This window comes from Flavobacterium columnare NBRC 100251 = ATCC 23463 (assembly GCF_002530675.1).
Classification (GTDB): domain Bacteria; phylum Bacteroidota; class Bacteroidia; order Flavobacteriales; family Flavobacteriaceae; genus Flavobacterium; species Flavobacterium columnare.
Genome location: NZ_PCMX01000067.1, coordinates 1 through 18,891 on the forward strand (window position 1 = coordinate 1; position 18,891 = coordinate 18,891).

Annotated in this window: 16 protein-coding genes; all 16 read left to right on the forward strand. The window is 31.0% G+C overall.

The window, feature by feature from the left end; all coding sequences use genetic code 11:
* The first annotated feature begins 111 nt into the window (after window positions 1-111).
* On the forward strand, window positions 112-732 hold the full coding sequence (recR, locus tag B0A78_RS09715; protein WP_014164845.1) for a recombination mediator RecR: 621 nt from the start codon (window positions 112-114) through the stop codon (window positions 730-732).
* Window positions 733-932: 200 nt separating this feature from the next.
* Window positions 933-1,715, forward strand: coding sequence for a polysaccharide biosynthesis/export family protein (locus B0A78_RS09720; protein WP_014164846.1), 783 nt, complete (start codon window positions 933-935; stop codon window positions 1,713-1,715).
* Window positions 1,715-4,180, forward strand: a complete 2,466-nt coding sequence (locus tag B0A78_RS09725; RefSeq protein ID WP_097609634.1) for a polysaccharide biosynthesis tyrosine autokinase — start codon at window positions 1,715-1,717, stop codon at window positions 4,178-4,180. The genes B0A78_RS09720 and B0A78_RS09725 overlap by 1 nt, the downstream gene beginning before the upstream one ends.
* Window position 4,181: 1 nt before the next feature.
* Complete coding sequence (locus B0A78_RS09730) at window positions 4,182-5,153, forward strand: SDR family oxidoreductase (RefSeq protein ID WP_014164848.1); 972 nt, start codon at window positions 4,182-4,184, stop codon at window positions 5,151-5,153.
* A complete protein-coding gene (locus tag B0A78_RS09735; RefSeq protein WP_169859129.1) occupies window positions 5,153-6,427 on the forward strand; it encodes a nucleotide sugar dehydrogenase in 1,275 nt (424 codons plus the stop codon). The genes B0A78_RS09730 and B0A78_RS09735 overlap by 1 nt, the downstream gene beginning before the upstream one ends.
* Before the next feature lie 25 nt (window positions 6,428-6,452).
* On the forward strand, window positions 6,453-7,817 hold the full coding sequence (locus tag B0A78_RS09740) for a UDP-glucose 6-dehydrogenase (RefSeq protein WP_065213355.1): 1,365 nt from the start codon (window positions 6,453-6,455) through the stop codon (window positions 7,815-7,817).
* Window positions 7,818-7,827: 10 nt separating this feature from the next.
* Complete coding sequence (gene rfbB / locus B0A78_RS09745; protein WP_065213354.1) at window positions 7,828-8,877, forward strand: dTDP-glucose 4,6-dehydratase; 1,050 nt, start codon at window positions 7,828-7,830, stop codon at window positions 8,875-8,877.
* Window positions 8,878-8,938: 61 nt separating this feature from the next.
* Window positions 8,939-9,814 (forward strand): glucose-1-phosphate thymidylyltransferase RfbA, encoded by an 876-nt coding sequence (gene rfbA / locus B0A78_RS09750; RefSeq protein ID WP_065213353.1) that lies wholly within the window; start codon window positions 8,939-8,941, stop codon window positions 9,812-9,814.
* A gap of 9 nt (window positions 9,815-9,823) precedes the next feature.
* Complete coding sequence (locus B0A78_RS09755) at window positions 9,824-10,846, forward strand: polysaccharide biosynthesis protein (protein WP_065213352.1); 1,023 nt, start codon at window positions 9,824-9,826, stop codon at window positions 10,844-10,846.
* A gap of 4 nt (window positions 10,847-10,850) precedes the next feature.
* Entirely contained in the window at window positions 10,851-11,939 is a 1,089-nt protein-coding gene (locus tag B0A78_RS09760) for a DegT/DnrJ/EryC1/StrS family aminotransferase (protein ID WP_065213351.1), read from the forward strand.
* Complete coding sequence (locus B0A78_RS09765; RefSeq protein WP_065213350.1) at window positions 11,939-13,009, forward strand: DegT/DnrJ/EryC1/StrS family aminotransferase; 1,071 nt, start codon at window positions 11,939-11,941, stop codon at window positions 13,007-13,009. The genes B0A78_RS09760 and B0A78_RS09765 overlap by 1 nt, the downstream gene beginning before the upstream one ends.
* 6 nt (window positions 13,010-13,015) lie before the next feature.
* Window positions 13,016-13,882 carry a hypothetical protein gene (locus tag B0A78_RS09770; RefSeq protein WP_065213349.1) on the forward strand — a complete coding sequence of 289 codons (867 nt, stop codon included), beginning with the start codon at window positions 13,016-13,018 and terminating at the stop codon, window positions 13,880-13,882.
* Window positions 13,883-14,401: 519 nt separating this feature from the next.
* On the forward strand, window positions 14,402-15,907 hold the full coding sequence (locus B0A78_RS09780; RefSeq protein ID WP_081279004.1) for an oligosaccharide flippase family protein: 1,506 nt from the start codon (window positions 14,402-14,404) through the stop codon (window positions 15,905-15,907).
* Window positions 15,900-17,048 carry a glycosyltransferase family 2 protein gene (locus tag B0A78_RS09785; RefSeq protein WP_065213346.1) on the forward strand — a complete coding sequence of 383 codons (1,149 nt, stop codon included), beginning with the start codon at window positions 15,900-15,902 and terminating at the stop codon, window positions 17,046-17,048. The genes B0A78_RS09780 and B0A78_RS09785 overlap by 8 nt, the downstream gene beginning before the upstream one ends.
* Window positions 17,045-18,088 (forward strand): EpsG family protein, encoded by a 1,044-nt coding sequence (locus B0A78_RS09790; protein WP_097609635.1) that lies wholly within the window; start codon window positions 17,045-17,047, stop codon window positions 18,086-18,088. The genes B0A78_RS09785 and B0A78_RS09790 overlap by 4 nt, the downstream gene beginning before the upstream one ends.
* Entirely contained in the window at window positions 18,085-18,870 is a 786-nt protein-coding gene (locus B0A78_RS09795; RefSeq protein WP_065213344.1) for a glycosyltransferase family 2 protein, read from the forward strand. The genes B0A78_RS09790 and B0A78_RS09795 overlap by 4 nt, the downstream gene beginning before the upstream one ends.
* Window positions 18,871-18,891: the final 21 nt, after the last annotated feature.

Below are 18,891 nucleotides of genomic sequence, written 5' to 3' on the forward strand. Positions count from 1 at the left end.
AAAAATAAAGTTTAAAAAGAAATAACTTTTTAATTCTTTTTAAACTTTATTTTTTAAGTCCAAATATGAAAGTGTTTGGATTTTTCTTTTTTTAAAGCGTAATTTTGCCCTATGGATTTTTCTTCAAAAATATTAGAAAATGCGGTAGAAGAGATTGCGCAATTGCCAGGAATTGGTAAAAGAACAGCACTGCGTTTAGTCTTACATTTATTAAAACAACCTACAGAACAAACGATCTTTTTGACAGACGCATTACTGAAAATGAGAAATGAAATTAAGTTTTGTACGTCCTGTCATAATATTTCAGATGTAGACCTCTGTGAGATTTGTTCTAATGATAATAGAAACCAAACTTTAGTTTGTGTAGTAGAAGATGTAAGAGATGTAATGGCTATTGAAAATACAGGACAATATCGCGGAGTGTATCATGTATTAGGAGGTAAAATTTCACCCATAGAAGGAATAGGACCAAGTCAATTAAAGATTAATTCTTTAGTTGAAAAAGTAAAGTCAGGAAGTGTTAAAGAAGTTATATTTGCTTTAAGTTCTACCATGGAAGGAGATACCACCAATTTTTATATTTATAGACAAATTAAAGATTGTTCCTTAATTGTTTCGTCATTAGCAAGAGGTATTTCTGTAGGAGATGAGTTAGAGTACGCAGATGAAATTACCTTGGGACGAAGTATTTTAAATAGAATTCCTTTTGAAAATTCATTAAGAACCCCTTAAAAATTAAATTTTTAAAGGGTTTCTATTTACAAAATGAAAAACTATATTTGTTTCTTAAAAATCGGTACGATATGATACCTTAAAAATTTAAAAATAAAGTATAACGGTTTAATATTAGTTACTCTATAGATTAGCTAATGTTAAGCGTATGATTATGTTATTGTTGAATATAAATACAAACAGATGTTATAAATACTCAAATGAATAAACTAACTGCGTATCTATTAATTTTTATTTTATTTATCGTTTCCTCTTGTATATCCAATAAAGACGTAATCTACCTGCAAGGAGAAAAGAAAGTTGATGCTTTAGAACAGGTAAAACTCAATCCATATCGACTTCAAATTTCGGATGTGCTTTCTATTAAAATAAAAGCGTTGGATTCAAAATTAGTAGAAATGTTTAATATCTCTAACACGCAAGGAGGAACCTCAGTAGAGGATTTATATTTTGAGGGATATCCAATAAATGATCACGGGTATATTAGAATACCTGTATTAGGAGACTTGCAAGTAGTTGGTTTAACTATAGAAGAATTAAGAGTTAAGATAGAAAAACAACTTTTATTAGAGTATTTCCATAAAGAAGCAGATATTTTTGTAGTAGTAAAATTAGGAGGCTTTCGTTATACAATTAATGGAGAAATAAAATCACCAGGAACAAAAACATTGTTACAAGAAAAACTCACAATTTTAGAGGCAATAGCTAATAGTGGTGATATCCTTATAACAGGCGATAAAAAAGAGGTCATGCTAATTCGTCAACACCCTCAAGGAACCGAAATCCATACACTCGATTTAACGAGTATTGATTTGTTAAAATCCCCTTATTATTATATTCAACCGAATGATTATATTTATATAAAACCTATTAAGCAAAAAAATTGGGGATTGGGGACGAATGCTTTGCAATCATTTACTACAATTGTTAGTGCATTGTCATTAGTACTTACTACCTTTTTATTAGTCAAAAATATTAAGTAATGTTAGATATTAAAGATTTTAACTTTTTGGAATCTCAAAGCACTTTTGATATTAAATCTTTTTTTAATAGAGTTTTAGGGTATTGGTATTGCTTTGTAATTACTTTATTAATTACTTTTTTCATAGCCTATCAAATAAATATTAGAAAAGAGAAAATTTACAGTATGTCTACCACTGTAGCTTACAAAGAAGAAAGTAATCCTTTCTTTACTTCTAATACAAGTTTGGTTTTTAATTGGGGAGGAACCTCGGATCAGGTGCAAACATTAATAAGTACCTTAAGATCAAGATCACACAATGAAAAAGTAGTTAAAGAATTACGCTTTTATATCCAGTATTTACAAGAAGGGAAGTATAATTTAGAAGATGTATATGGAATGACCCCTTTTGTTGTTGATATTAATGAAAATTACCCTCAATTACTAGGGAAATACTTAACCGTACAATTTGTTACTAAAGAAGAATTTGTTCTGTCAACCCAATTTGATGAAAATAATGCGTCTTTGTATAATTATTTAAAGGATGAGTTAACCACAATACCCGTAACTAAGGGAACATTTTCGAAAAAGTATAGAATAGGAGAACCTATTATTTTGCCTTTTTTAAATCTGAAATTAAAATGGACTAAAAATCCAGGTTTCTATGAGGGAGCAAAATACATAATTGCGTTTGCTGATTTTAATAGTATAGTAGCTACCTATCAAGGAGTAGAAGTTGAAAATGATTCAAAAACATCAGCCATCGTTAGATTAAGTATGCAAGGAACCAATAAACCAAGATTGGTAGATTATCTTAATGGAACGGTAAAGTATTTGATTAAGAGTCATTTGTTGGCTAAAAATCAATTTGCTCAAAACACTATTGATTTCATAGATAGCACTTTAGTAGCTATGGAAAGAGATTTGAAGAACACAGAAAATGAATTAAAGACCTTCTCTAAAGGGAAAAATATTTTCGAATTAGAAGAAGGAGGAATAAAGTATTCCGATAAATTAACAGAATATGACGTAGAAAAAGAATTATTAGATAGAAAGTATAGCTATTATAATTCATTAAAAACATATTTAATTAAAAATTCTGACTTTTCTAAACTACCAGCTCCTTCTGTTGCAGGTATTGATGATCCTAATATAGTTACTAATGTTGGCAAATTAACCCAATTATCAGCTGAGCGCGCAGAACTATCCTATACTCTAAAAAACGATAAAAAATTTAAAGATTTCGATGCTCAAATGGAAGCTTTAAAAGCCGTTTTGTTAGAAAATATAGAATCTGCTAAACGATCAATGAACTTTGATTTACTTGCTGTAAACAAAAAAATAGAAATGGCAGAATATCAAATCAGAAAATTGCCAGAACAACAGCAAGAATTAGTAAAAATCAATCGGAAATATGATTTAAATAAAAATATTTATAATTCTTTTTTAGAAAAACGAAGTGAGGCTAATATTGTAAAAGCAGCAAATCTTTCAGATATCCAATTTATTGATCCAGCTAAAGATGTAGGAGGAGGATTGATAGGACCTAAAACAAGTACAAATTATGTTTTAGCATTTTTTATAGGCGTTTTATTGCCTTTAGGTATAATTTTTGGTTTAACTGTTTTAGATAATTCAATTAATAAAGTAGATGATATTGAAAGATTAACCCAAATACCCGTTTTAGGTGTTGTTGGAATCAAATATATGCAGTCTAATCTAGCTGTTTTCGAAAAGCCAAAATCTCCATTAGCGGAAAGTTTTAGAGCAATACGATCATCCTTACAATTCTTGTATAAAAAACAAACCCAAAAAGGAACCAAGGTCTTGATGATTACTTCTTCAGTTGGAGGAGAAGGAAAAACATTTTGTTCTCTTAATATAGCCTCTGTATTTGCATTAAGTGAAAAGAAAACAGTAGTGGTTGGACTTGATTTGAGAAAACCTAAGTTATTTCAAGATTTTGATTTTACAAATACTGAAGGAGTTGTTAATTACTTAATTGGACAAAAAAGTTTAAATGAAATAATAAAACCGACACATATACCTTATTTAGATTTAATAAGTTCAGGGCCTATACCGCCTAATCCATCGGAATTAATTCTTAGTGAAGGTATGGAAAATTTAATAAATGAATTAAAAATACATTATGATTATATAATATTAGATACGCCCCCAATTGGGTTAGTAGCAGACGCTTTAGAATTAACTCCTTTTTGTGACGCATCCATTTACGTGGTGAGGCAAGGAGTAACTAAAAAAGAAATGTTACGCATTGTAAATGAAAAACACAAATCAGGAGTGCTAAAAAATATAAGCATAGTATTTAATGGATACCAGAATAAATCAAAATACGGATATAGTTATGGAGATGGGTACGGGTACGGGTACGGGGCGTACGGAAGTGGGTACTTAGAAGTAGATAAAAAGATATCGGTTGTAAAAATAATTATAAATAAAATCATTAATATTTTTAAAAAATCTTAACATGAAGATTGTAATTACTGGTTGTGCAGGTTTTATAGGCTCTAATCTAACAGAGCATTTTTTAAATAAAGGTTATCAGCTAGTTGGTTTGGATAATTTGGCAACAGGACATTTGAAAAATATCCAAGATTTTATGTTAAATAAGAATTTTCAATTCGTTAAAGGCGATATCAGAGATATTGAAATATGTAAAAAAGTATGCGATGGCGCTGATTATGTATTACACCAAGCAGCTTTAGGATCTGTTCCTCGCTCTATAAAGGATCCCTTAACATCTAACGATGTAAATGTGAATGGCTTTTTAAATATGTTATGGGCTGCTAAGGAAGCAGGTGTAAAACGTTTTGTTTACGCAGCAAGTTCATCTACTTACGGAGATTCGGAAAGTTTACCAAAAATCGAAGAAGTTATAGGGAAACCATTATCACCGTATGCCATTACAAAATATGTAAATGAACTTTATGCCGATATTTTTGGAAAAATCTACGGGATAGAAACAATAGGTTTACGTTATTTTAATGTATTTGGGAGAAAACAAGACCCAAATGGAGCTTATGCCGCTGTGATACCTAAATTTGTAATGCAATTTATGAAGTATGAAAGTCCTGTGGTAAATGGAGACGGTAATTATTCTAGAGATTTTACCTATATAGACAATGTAATTCAAATGAATGAACTGGCTATGTTAACTCAAGATTCTAGAGCCATAAATACAGTTTTTAATACAGCGTTTGGAGAACGTACAACATTAAATCAGATGATTTCTATTTTACAAAAAGAATTAGTGAAAATAGATTCTAAAATAGCAGATGTTAAAGTTGTGTATGGATCCACAAGAGCAGGTGATATTCCTCATTCTTTAGCATCTATAGATAAAGCAAAAAAAATACTAGGATATGCTCCTAAATTTTCTTTGCAAAAAGGATTAGAGGAAGCGATTAAATGGTATTGCGAAAATTTAAAAATAAATTAATGATCAAAATAGGTGTAATCGGATTGGGGTATGTAGGGTTGCCATTAGCTAGATTGTTGGCAACTAAATACGCAGTAGTTGGTTTTGATATAAATCAATTCCGTATAGTAGGTTTAAATGAAGGAAATGATGCTACGTTAGAAGTAAGTTCAAAATTACTAAAAGAGGTATTAAAGCCAATGAATGATAACTCCAATGGATTATTTTGTTCTTGCGATTTAAATAACTTAATAGATTGTAACTACTTTATAGTTACTGTGCCAACACCTGTTGATAAACACAATAAGCCCGACTTAGCCCCTTTGTACAAGGCAAGTGAAACAGTAGGGAAAGTATTGAAAAAAGGAGATGTAGTTATCTATGAATCTACTGTTTACCCAGGAGCTACTGAAGAAGAATGTGTTCCTGTTTTAGAAAAAATAAGCAACCTCAAATTTAATGTTGATTTTTTTGTGGGCTATTCCCCAGAGCGAATCAATCCAGGTGATAAAGAACATACGGTAGAAAAGATATTAAAAGTAACCTCAGGATCTACACCTGAAATAGGGCAAAAGGTAGATGCACTTTATAGCTCCGTTATTACAGCAGGTACACATTTAGCTCCTACTATTAAAGTAGCTGAAGCGGCTAAGGTCATAGAAAATTCACAACGGGATATCAATATAGCCTTCGTAAATGAATTGGCTAAGATCTTTAATTTGTTAAATATTGATACACAAGCTGTGCTTGAAGCCGCAGCAACAAAATGGAACTTTTTGTCTTTTAAGCCCGGTTTGGTTGGAGGGCATTGTATAGGAGTAGATCCTTATTATTTAGCTCAAAAAGCACAAGAAAAAGGATACCACCCAGAAATAATTTTAGCAGGACGGCGTTTGAATGATAGTATGGGAGAATATGTAGCATCGCAAGTAGTTAAATTAATGATAAAAAAAGGAATTTCAGTCAATGGATCTAAAGTTTTGATGCTTGGAATTACATTTAAAGAAAACTGCCCTGATGTTCGTAATACAAAGATTGTAGATATGATTGCTGCTTTAAAAGATTATGGAATAGAAGTGGTTATTTATGATCCTTGGGTTAGTATTGAAGAAGTTAAGGACGAGTATAATTTAAAAGCATTAACAGAATTGCCTTCTGATAGATTTGATGGAATCGTTTTAGGAGTAGCTCATCACCAATTTTTAAATCTGGATTTTGCTAGTTTGCAAAAAGAAAAATCAATTATTTATGATGTAAAAGGAATATTACATTGTAAAGTGGATGGAAAATTGTAGTTTTGTACTCTCATAAAAAAGAAGGATGAAAGTTAATAATATTTGCTGCATAGGAGCAGGATATGTTGGAGGGCCTACTATGGCCGTAATTGCACAGAAATGCCCTAATGTAAAAGTAACAGTTGTTGATTTAAATGAAGAAAGAATTGCAGCGTGGAATAGTTCAGAACTTTCAAAGTTGCCCGTATATGAACCTGGATTAGATAAAGTGGTAGCGGAGGCTAGAGGTAAAAATCTGTTTTTTTCTACAGAAGTAGATAGAGCTATTGATGAGGCCGACCTGATTTTTATATCGGTAAACACCCCAACCAAAACCTATGGTGCTGGTAAGGGGATGGCAGCTGATTTAAAATATATTGAACTTTGCGCACGTCAGATTGCACGTGTAGCAAAGACAGACAAGATTGTGGTTGAAAAATCAACGCTTCCAGTGAGAACGGCTGAAGCTTTAAAAAGTATTTTAGATAACACTGGAAATGGAGTTAAATTTCAAATTTTGTCGAATCCTGAATTTTTAGCAGAAGGAACCGCTGTGCAAGATTTGCATAGCCCAGACAGAGTTTTGATAGGTGGTGCCGAAAAAGAAGCTGTTGATGCTCTAGTTGATATCTATGCGAATTGGGTTGATAGAAGTAAAATTCTAACAACCAATGTATGGTCATCAGAGCTGTCTAAACTTACTGCAAACGCTTTTTTAGCTCAAAGAGTCTCCTCTATTAATGCCATTTCTGAATTGTGTGAAAAAACTGGAGCCGATGTTAATGAAGTGGCTAGAGCCATTGGAATGGATACTCGTATTGGAGCTAAGTTTTTAAAAGCATCTGTGGGCTTTGGAGGATCGTGTTTTCAGAAAGATATTCTCAATTTAGTTTATATCGCAAAATCATACGGTTTAAATGAAGTGGCTGATTATTGGGAGCAAGTGATTATCCTGAATGATCATCAAAAACATCGTTTTGCAAAAAATATAGTAAAAACACTTTATAATACCGTTTCAGGAAAAAAAATAGCAATGCTAGGTTGGGCTTTCAAAAAAGACACCAATGATACGCGTGAATCTGCTGCCATTGATATAGCTAAGGACTTAGTAATGGAACAAGCAAATGTGGTGGTTTATGATCCTAAGGTTTCAGAAAAGCAAATTTTTATAGATATGGGGCAAAAGTCAGAAGAATTACAGGTTGTAACAAATCCCTATTCTGCATGTGAAAATGCACATGCTATTGCGATTCTTACAGAATGGGACGAGTTTAAAAACTACGATTGGCAAAAAATCTATGATAATATGTTAAAACCAGCTTTTGTTTTTGATGGTAGAAATATATTGGATCGAAAAAAAATGCAAGAAATTGGGTTTGTATATACTGCCGTAGGTTCTTCTAACGAATAATTAAAAAAGGATGAAAAAAAATATTTTAATTACTGGAGGTGCTGGATTTATTGGTTCACATGTAGTAAGACAATTTGTTACAAAATACCCAGAGTATTCCATCTTCAACTTAGATGCATTGACCTATGCAGGTAACTTAGAAAATATTAAGGATATCGAAAACTATCCTAATTATACTTTTTTGAAAGGTGATATAGTAGATGAAAACTATATCAACGAAATTTTTGCTAAATATCAATTTGATGGTGTTTTGCATTTGGCGGCTGAATCGCATGTGGATCGTTCGATAACTGATCCATTAGCGTTTGTAAAAACCAATGTGATTGGAACCATGAATTTGTTAAATGCAGCCAAAAATCTTTGGAAAGATAATTTCGAGGGTAAACGCTTCTATCATATTTCTACCGATGAGGTATATGGCTCATTAGGTGATACAGGTTTGTTTACTGAAACCACTTCGTACGACCCTAATTCACCGTATTCAGCTTCAAAAGCAAGTTCGGATCATTTTGTACGTGCGTATGGGGAAACTTACGGATTACCGTATGTATTGACGAATTGTTCAAATAATTACGGACCTTATCATTTTCCAGAAAAATTAATTCCTCTTTTCATCAACAATATTATAAATAAAAAACCATTACCTGTTTATGGCGATGGAAATTATACGCGTGATTGGTTGTTTGTAAAAGATCATGCAGTAGCTATTGATTTAGTATTCCACGAAGGTAAAAATCATGAAACTTATAACATCGGTGGGTTTAACGAATGGAAAAATATCAATTTAGTTAAGCTATTGTGTGCAAGAATGGATGAAAAGTTAGGTAGGAATGAAGGTGAGTCAGCTCAATTGATTACCTATGTGAAAGATCGTCCAGGTCACGATTTGCGTTATGCTATTGATGCAACTAAAATTAATAAAGAGTTAGGATGGAAACCTTCTGTAACTTTTGAAGAAGGTTTAGAAGAAACCATTAATTGGTATTTAGAAAATACGGAATGGTTGAATAACGTAACCTCAGGAGAATACGCTAACTATTACGAAAAACAATATCAATAAACAAATACGTTTTTAGACTTATCAGAATTGAAAAATTCTAATTTCTAATTTCTAAATTTCTATGAAAGGAATTATATTAGCAGGAGGTTCAGGAACCCGATTGAATCCACTAACGCAGGTGGTTTCAAAGCAATTGTTACCGATATATGATAAACCCATGATTTACTATCCACTATCAGTATTGATGTTGGCAGGTATTAAAGAGGTATTAATCATTTCTACACCTCACGATTTACCTAATTTCCAACGCTTATTTGGTGATGGAAGTCCGTTAGGAATGCAATTGTCTTATGTGGAACAGCCTTCTCCTGATGGATTAGCGCAAGCTTTTATATTGGGTGAAGAGTTCATTGGCGATGATGATGTGTGTTTGATTTTAGGGGATAATATTTTCTACGGAGCAGGATTACAAAATTTATTGAATAATGCGGTTAATACCGTAAAAGAAAAGAATGAAGCAACTGTTTTTGGCTATTATGTAGATGACCCAGAGCGTTATGGTGTTGCCGAATTTGATGCAAATGGAAAAGTACTTTCTATTGAAGAAAAACCAGAAAATCCAAAATCAAGTTTCGCAGTAGTAGGTTTGTATTTTTATCCAAATTCAGTAGTTGAGATTGCTAAAAATGTTAAGCCATCTCATCGCGGTGAATTGGAAATCACAACCGTTAATCAAACGTATTTAGAACAAGGCGCATTGAACTTGCAGTTAATGGGGCGTGGTTTCGCTTGGTTAGATACGGGTACTCATGAATCACTGACCGAAGCGACTGAATTTGTTAAAGCAGTTGAAAAACGTACAGGTTTAAAAATTGCGTGTATTGAAGAAGTGGCCTATCGTAAAGGGTTTATTTCTAAAGAAGAGTTTAATAAATCTGCAGATGGGTTAGGAAAAAGTACGTATGCAGAGTATTTGAGGAAGATTTTTAATATTTAGATTATAGAAATGTTTAAAGATAAAATATTGTTAATAACTGGAGGTACTGGTTCATTTGGTAATGCAATGCTAAAGGGCTTTTTGAATTCGAATTTGAAAGAAATACGTATTTTTAGTAGAGATGAAAAAAAACAAGAAGATATGCGTATCGAATACAAAAATGATAAATTAAATTTTGTGATAGGAGATATACGTGATTTTGATAGTATTAATAATGCGATGGGAGATGTTAATTACGTATTTCATGCAGCAGCGTTAAAACAAGTTCCTTCTTGTGAGTTTTATCCTATACAAGCAGTACAAACAAATATTTTAGGAGCGGAAAATGTACTAGAAGCAGCAGCAAGAAATAATGTGGAACGTGTTGTTGTATTAAGTACAGATAAAGCTGTTTATCCTATCAATGCTATGGGAATATCTAAGGCAATGATGGAGAAATTAGCGGTGTCAAAAGCAAGAGATTCTAGAGTTAGTAAAATTAATGCGGTTTACACTTCTACTCGCTATGGTAATGTAATGTGTTCTAGAGGTTCTATTATACCATTGTTTATTAAACAAATAAAGGAGGGAAAACCACTTACGATTACTAATCCCAAAATGACTCGTTTTATGATGTCATTGAACGATTCTGTGGAACTAGTTATGTTTGCTTTCACTAACGGAAATCCAGGAGATATATTCGTGCAAAAATCACCAGGTGCCACTATGGAAACATTAGCGCAAGCTCTAAAGGAATTGTTTAAAGCTGATAATGAAATCAAAATTATAGGAGAAAGACACTCTGAGAAGTTGTATGAAACACTTTGTTCTAAAGAAGAAATGTCTAAAGCTGAAGATTTAGGCCAATTTTATCGAGTGCCTGCTGATTTCAGAGATTTGAACTACACAAAGTATGTTCAAGAAGATGGCCCGAGTTTGAATAAAGAAGAATACAATTCTCACAATACAAAGCAATTAAATGTTGAGGAGTTGAAAAAATTGTTATTAACTTTAGACTATGTTCAAAATGAACTAGCTGATCAAAATTTTTAATCGTATGATTCCTATTGTAAAGCCTTTTATATCAAATCCTGAAGAATTAATGCCTGCAATTCAAGAAACTTTGTACAGTGGCTATATAGCTGAAGGTGAAAAGGTATATGAATTTGAAAAATTATTTTCTGATTATATTAACAATCCATTGTCATTATCACTCAATTCAGGTACCGCAGCATTGCATATTGCTTTGCTTTTGGCTGGTGTTGGTGTCGGGGATGAAGTTATTAGTACCGTTCTTACAGCAGAGCCTACAAACGTTGCCATAAAGCTGGTTGGCGCTAAAGTAGTTTGGGCTGATGTTCAAACTAATACAGGACTTTTGGATCCTAAAAGCGTTAGAGAAAAAATAACTCCAAGAACTAAAGCTATTATGCTTGTGCATTATGCTGGTATGGTTTGCGATATGAATGAATTTGTTAAAATTTCAAATGAGTTTAACATCCCAATTATTGAAGATGCAGCCCATGCTTTAGGAGCAAAATATAATGGATTACCTATTGGATGTCATTCTGATTACACCATTTTTTCTTTGCAGGCTATCAAACATTTGACTACTATTGATGGAGGAATTTTATCATTGAAATCAAAAGAAAATTACAATAAAGGAAAATTATTGCGTTGGTTTGGTTTAAATAAAAATAAAGCACGTTTAGAAAATGATATTACTGTTCCAGGTTACAAGTACCACATGAACAATGTGAATGCTACTATTGGAATTGTACAAATGAAACATGTTGAACAAGTTGTAGGGAAATATATTACTAATGGAAAGTATTTTGATCATGAATTGAAAAATATACTAGGAGTAGAGTTATTAGATTATAATTCCAACACTGAGCCATCTTATTGGCTGTATACACTAAAAGTTGAAAATCGCAAAGGGTTTATAAAAAAATTAGTCGAAAACAATATCATGGCTTCTGAATTACATTTGAGAAATGATAGACATTCATTGTTCAATGAATCTAAAGTATCATTGCCCGTTTTTGATGAATTTTACAAAAAAATGGTTCATATCCCCTGCGGTTGGTGGTTAACAGATGCTGATAAAAACAAAATAGTTGAAGTAATAAGACAAGGTTGGTAATGGTTCCTGTTTTTAAACCGTTTATGCCAGAGGGGATCATGCCTGAATTAACAGAAATATTATATTCTGGAAATCTGTCATATGGAAAGTATGGTAAGTTATTAGAGAAAGAGTTATCAAAATTTATTGGTAACCCGTATGTTCTAACGGTAAATTCTTATAATCAAGCTATGTTATTAGCTTTGTCTGTTTTAGGTTTGCGTCCTGGTGATCAAGTAATAGCTTCTCCTGTAAGTTGTCTGGCGTCGAATCAGCCTTTTGTAATAAAAGGAATAGAGGTTGTTTGGGCAGATGTAAATCCGTTAACGGGGACTATATGTCCAGATGATGTAAAAAGAAAAATAAATTCTAAAACAAAAGCTATTTTTCATAATCATTTTTGTGGTTACATAGGTCATGTAAATGCTATAAATGCTTTAGCTAAGCAATATAGTTTATGGATAGTTGATGATTGTATTGAAGCTTTTGGTTCAGAGTATAATGGCGTAAGAGCTGGGAACTTAGGGGCACACATCAGTGTGTTTTCATTTCAAACAGTTAGAATTCCTAATACAGTTGATGGAGGAGCACTAACATTTAATTCAAAAGAATTATATGATAAAGCTTTTTTAATGCGAGATTATGGTATTGATCGATCAAAATTCAGAAACGCTCTAGGAGAAATTAATCCAGATTGTGATATTTCTTTGGAGGGTTATGGTGCTACTATGAATGAAATTAATTCTTATATAGGATTCAAACAAATGGAAATTATATCTGGGCTTATTGACAGGCAAGTTGAAAATGCTCATAATTGGGATGATTACTTTAAAAACTCCAAAGGGGTTATGCCGTTGGAGATAAACCAAAATGTTAATCCCAATTATTGGGTTTATGGAGTGTTGGCTAAAAATAAAGAGGCTTTTATAAAGGGAATGAGGTCTAAAGGATTTTATGCAACTGGTGTCCATATCAATAATAACATTTATTCCGTATTTAAAAACGATATCAATCTAAAAGGAGTAAATGAGTTTATTGAAAAATTTGTAGCAATTCCATCTGGCTGGTGGTTTGAAAATAAATTAAAATAACATATCATGAATACAAACATAATTGATCCTACAGCAAAAATACATCATAACGTAATTTTAGGAAATTACAATAGAATTGGAAAAAATGTTGTGATTGAGATTCTGGGAAATAATAAAAATGTTAAAGCTGTAATTGGAGATAATAATATAATTAATGATAATACCAGAATTTTAATCTATGGAGAATTTAATGTAGGGGATTGGAACGTTTTTCATAATGATATGTTGTTAATGGCGGAGGATCATTTAACTGTTGGACACAATTGCTGGTTTGGTCAAAATACTATTTTGGATGGAGCAGGAGGTCTAGAAATAGGGAATGGAGTCAGAGTTGGTATGTATTCACAAATTTGGACACATGTCGCAAGCGGAGAACAAATAGAAGGCTGTATACTTTATGCAAAAAGAAAAACGGTAATAGAAGATAATGTTTGGCTTGTGGGAAGTTGTGTGGTTGGTTCTGGTTTGGTTTTAGGTAACAGAAGTACCGCTTTGATAAATTCTGTATTAACCAAAGATACATTAGCTGACAAGGTTTATGCAGGTAATCCAGCTAAATTAATGGAAAATGCGAACTTTTATATACCGAAAAATTTAGATGAAAAATTTGAGATGCTTAAAGTTTGGCTTATAGAATTTGTCACTTTAAATGAAAGTTTCAAGTTGGATGTTCTGGAGGATAAATTATTAGTATCAAATAATGATTTGAATGAAGAAGTGTTTTTTACAAAGCTTGAAGAGAAAGTAAAAGATAAGTCTATTAGTATTTTTTATTTAACAGATAAAACTTTTAATAAAACAAATTCTTTATCAGAAAGGACTGTTTATAAATTTCTTTATAATAATAAAGCGAGATTCGTACCATTAAAATAAATTTATAAATTTTTTGAACAAAATAAAATTGCGTATTTTAGGTATAATTTATGAAATTATCCTCTTTTTACCAGATACGTTTAGTAAGGTAAAGGTTTATTATTATAATTTAAAAGGGTGTGAAATTAGTTACGAAGGTACAATTTCGCCAAATGTAAGGATAAGAGGTAAATTTGAAAAGGAAAGAGGTAGCTCAATTGCCTAAAACTGTACAATTTCAAGGCAATCCGCTGGTGTATTTATTTGAGAGGATGTCATGATTGCTCCTAATGTTGTTTTGGTGGCATTTAATCATGGTTTTTAGTTTTTGATGTTCCCTATGGTAAAGCAAAAAAATCAATGGCTCCAATTTTATATAGAAGATGATGTCTGGATTTCAGCAAATTGTTCAAAAGCAAAGGCGTTCGCATAGGTAAGGGTTCAATAATAGTTGCTAATTCCTTTGTTAATTAGGATATACCTCCTTTTAGTATTGCAGGAGGTGTACCCGAAAAGTAATAAAATCAAGATTAAAATAGTTTGAAAAAAAATATAATAGCAAATTTAGCTGGAAGATTTTGGGGTATTCTGTCCAATTTTATTTTCATTCCTCTATATATTAAATATCTAGGGTTTGAGAGTTATTCTGTCATAAGTTTTACTTTAACGATTACTGGTATTATGACAGTATTAGATGCAGGATTAACAGCGATTCTATCTAGAGAATTTGCAAGAAAAGATATTTCAAGAGAAGAAAAGTTTCGTATTTTTAAAAGTTTAGAAGCGGCCTATTTGCTAGTAGTCTTACTATGTATTAGTCTTATTTTTATTTCAGCTACATATATTGGTTATCATTGGATACATGTAAAGTCTTATGATCCTGATGAAATTACTTTGTTTATTAAAATAATCGGTTTTGAGATTGGATTTCAATTGCTTATGAGATTCTACATGGGTGGCTTAATGGGGATTGAAAAACAAGTGGAAGCAAATGTATACCAAATTGGTTGGGGTATTCTTAGAAATGGACTTATAATTGTAGGAATTATATTTATACCAAGCTTATTAATGTTTTTTATTTGGCAGACAGTTTCCACTATCTTATTTACATTATTGTTCAAAATTGTATTACAGAGAAGTATATCTAATGGTAGTGCTTTTGCTGTGAGTTTCAAGATTGAAAAAACTGTAATTGCAAAGGTGGGCAAATTTGCGGGCGGAATGATGCTTATTGTTTTGGTGGCAGCCATAAACACACAATTGGACAAACTCACTATTAGTAAAGTATTGTCTTTAGAAAATTTAGGATATTATACATTGGCTGTTTCTATTAGTCAAGGATTGTTAATTTTGATTAACCCAATATCAGCAGCATTATTACCACGATTTACAGCGTATTACTCAGAAAAAAAAACTAAAGAAGCAACTGTTTTATTTTCAAAATTTAGTTTGTTGGTTTCCATTTTAGTTTTTTCAATTATGATGAACTTGTCTGTCTTTTCCTCAGATCTTATTTGGATTTGGACAGGGAAAAGAGATGTAACAGAAAAAACATTTCAACTTGTACCGATAACAGCATTAGCTTATAGTATGTTATCGTTGCAACTTCTGCCTTATAACATTGCTATTTCGAATGCCTATACAAAACTCAATAATATATTAGGTCTTATAAGTTTGTTTATAACAATACCAGGTTATATTCTTGCTACGATGTACTATGGTGTTATCGGTGCAGCAAGTGTATTTTGTTTTGTACAAATTGTAACTGCAATAGTCTATCTGTACTTTATTAATTTAAAATTTCTAAAACTTAATTTTTTTGTAGATATATTTTTACAACAAATTATTTTTCCTCTATTGGTGTCGTCAATTATTACCTTTGGATTCTATTTGTTACCGAATTATTTTAAAGTAAACAGATTTTTAGATCTTTTATGGATCGGTTTTTCAACGATAATTACTTTGTTTGTTACAACAATATTTTTTATACCAATAGCAGAATTAAAAAGAAATTTACCACCATTAAAATTGAAGAAAAATGGATAAAAAACCATTACTAACTATTGCAATTGCAACAAAAAATAGAGAGTTTTATTGTATTGAAGCGATTAAATCTATTTTAAAATATAATGATGAAAATATAGAAATTGCAATTGCTGATAATAGCGAAACCACAATTGTGAAAGAATTTGTTGAGAAATTAAATTCAAAACAAGTTAAATACATTTATGATAATGTTGCAGTTTCATCTATTGAAAATTTTAACAGAGCAATACAATTAACAACAGGAGAATATATAATGCTTATTGGTGATGATGATTCTATTTTACCAAATGCAGTTGAAATAGCCCGATGGGCAAGTGAAAATGATGTAGATACAGTATCTTCAAAAAATATTTACACTTATTTCTGGCCTCAATCTAATCCAAATTTTCCAAAGGGATGTTTGGTTTCCCCAAAATTTAAATCAGGTTTTAAAGAAGTCGATTGTAAAAACGAGTTAGTTACCCTTTTGAAGGACGGACTGGTCAATTATATGTTTTATAATGTGCCTAAATCGTACCATGGTATTGTTAGGAAAGAAGTAATGGAACAGATTAAGCTTAAAACAGGAGATTATTACGGAGGATTGAGCCCTGATATTTTTTCTGTAGTTGCCATTTCGTTACTTTCTAAAAAACATTTTATTACAGAAATTCCATTTTCAATAGCTGGAGTTTGCTCGTCAAGTACAACATCAGACCAAATGAAAGGGAAACATTGTGGTAAATTAGAAATTATGCCACATTTGAAGCTTAGAAAAGGATATGTGTGGTCAGATAGAATACCAAGATTTTATTGTGTTACAAATACTTGGGGGGATAGTGGCCTTAATGCTTTGGTACAAATGAAAGCGGATGATTATTTAAAATATTTTAATGTATATCCTTTAATTGCTCAGAGTATATTAATGAACAGAAAATGGATATTAAGACTTTCATTGAATGAGTCTAATAAATTAAGAAAATTGAATAATATTAATTTTTTATATTTTTGGATTAGAACTGGTTTTTCATCATTAAGATTAATAATAGAAAAAGGGATTAGGGTTTGTAATGAAAAAATTAGTGCTAAAAACCTTTTACATAACAATGTTAATAGCATTCAAGACGCAATAAATATAATAACAGAGAAAAATAATAAATGATATATTATCTATTACCCTATTTTTTTTCAATTTTAATTTTTTTTCAATTTCGTGAAAAAATAATAATAAATAAAAAGACATTTTTATTCATATCTCTTTTCTTCTATTTGTTGTTTTTATCTTTGAGAGGAGAAGTAGGTACTGATTATGTACATTATCAAACTATTATAGATTACACTCGAAATGGCGATTTTGATTTTGTTAGTTATGAAAAAGGTTTTGTCTTACTTACACAAGTATTTCTTTTCTTGTTTAATAATACGATTCATTGGGTTATAGTTTCGGTAGGAATTTTAACTTTTTTTGTTTTATTGTTTACTTTTTCTCATAATAAACAGCAGTATACAGTTTATCTATTGTTGATAGCTCCTTTTTTTTTAACAGATATGACTTTTAACGGATTACGTTATGGCTTAAGCTTTTCTCTTGCATCGCTTGCAGTATATCAATTGTATAAGGAGCAACAAAATATATTGAAATTTATAGTGTTATCATTAATTTCACTGTCAATGCAATATTCTTCTTTGTTAATAATTTTAATTTTCTTTGCTTTTAAATTTAAATTTACAATGAAACAGTTTGTTTTGTTAGGTCTTTCTGTTTTAGTTTTTTTTATCAATTTAAAATTTGATTTGACTTATTTCTTGGACAAAAGAGATAATTACAGTGAGATAGTTTCTCCAAGTGAATTTTCAGGGATGGGTCCTTTAATCGTTTTTTTGATCTTATTTTGTTATGCTTATTTTTACTTGAAAAATAATAAAAAAAGGCTAGTTGTTTTACTTGTATGTGTTATATTGTCAGTTTATTTGTCCACAATAACTTATGCAGGGTTACGATTTTTAAATCTTTTCTTATTTTGTTTGTTTCTTTATTTTGCTTTTGAAAATTTTGAAAAGCATAAAAATTTTATCACGATACTCTTTATTGTTGGCTTATTAGGTTTTGGATTGAAAATTAAAAATTTTATGGATGAAGAAGGACAAAATGATACTCCTTTTTTACCCTATAAATTTTATTATGAAAATAAAATTATATGATTTCAATAGTAATACCAACATATAATTCCCAAAGAACTATTAGGAAAGCTCTCTTATCTGTGATTGAACAATCTTATCAGAATTGGGAACTTATTGTTGTTGACGATGGATCTATAGATAGAACAATTGTTGAAGTAAATAATTTGATTAATACTTTGCCTGACCATGTAAAAAAAAAAATTAAATTAATTCAGCAAGCTAACACGGGGCCTTCGGGTGCTAGAAATAAAGGGATAAAGAATGCTAAAGGGAGATTTATTGCTTTTTTAGATGCAGATGACTATTGGTTTAAAGATAAACTAGAAATACAATACCGATATTTTGCAGATGACTCAGATTTGATCTTGTGCGCAACAGCTTTTGGACATAAAAAATTAGCTGATCCGATGGTACTTAAAATAATATCCTTTAAAAAGTTATTGTTTAAGAACTATTTTTCTACACCAGCTGTGATGATTAAAAAAGAAGCTTTGCGCGAAGTAAGTTTTGATGAAAATCAACGATTTTCGGAAGATTATAAGCTTTGGTTGTCTATTGCGTTTGATAATAAATGTCTATATATAAATGAAGTTTTAGCTGCAAATCAGGATCATAAATCAGATTACGGACAATATGGCTTGTCTGCCAACTTGTTCCAAATGGAAAAAGGGGAACTCTCCAATTATATAGATCTTTTTGAAAAAGGCAAAATTAATTTTACATTATTATTATTATGCGTTTCTTTTTCTATCGTCAAATATATGAAGAGAATTATCGTTAGTTTATTGCAAAAAAAGTTTTAGAACCATAATGTTTTATATCAA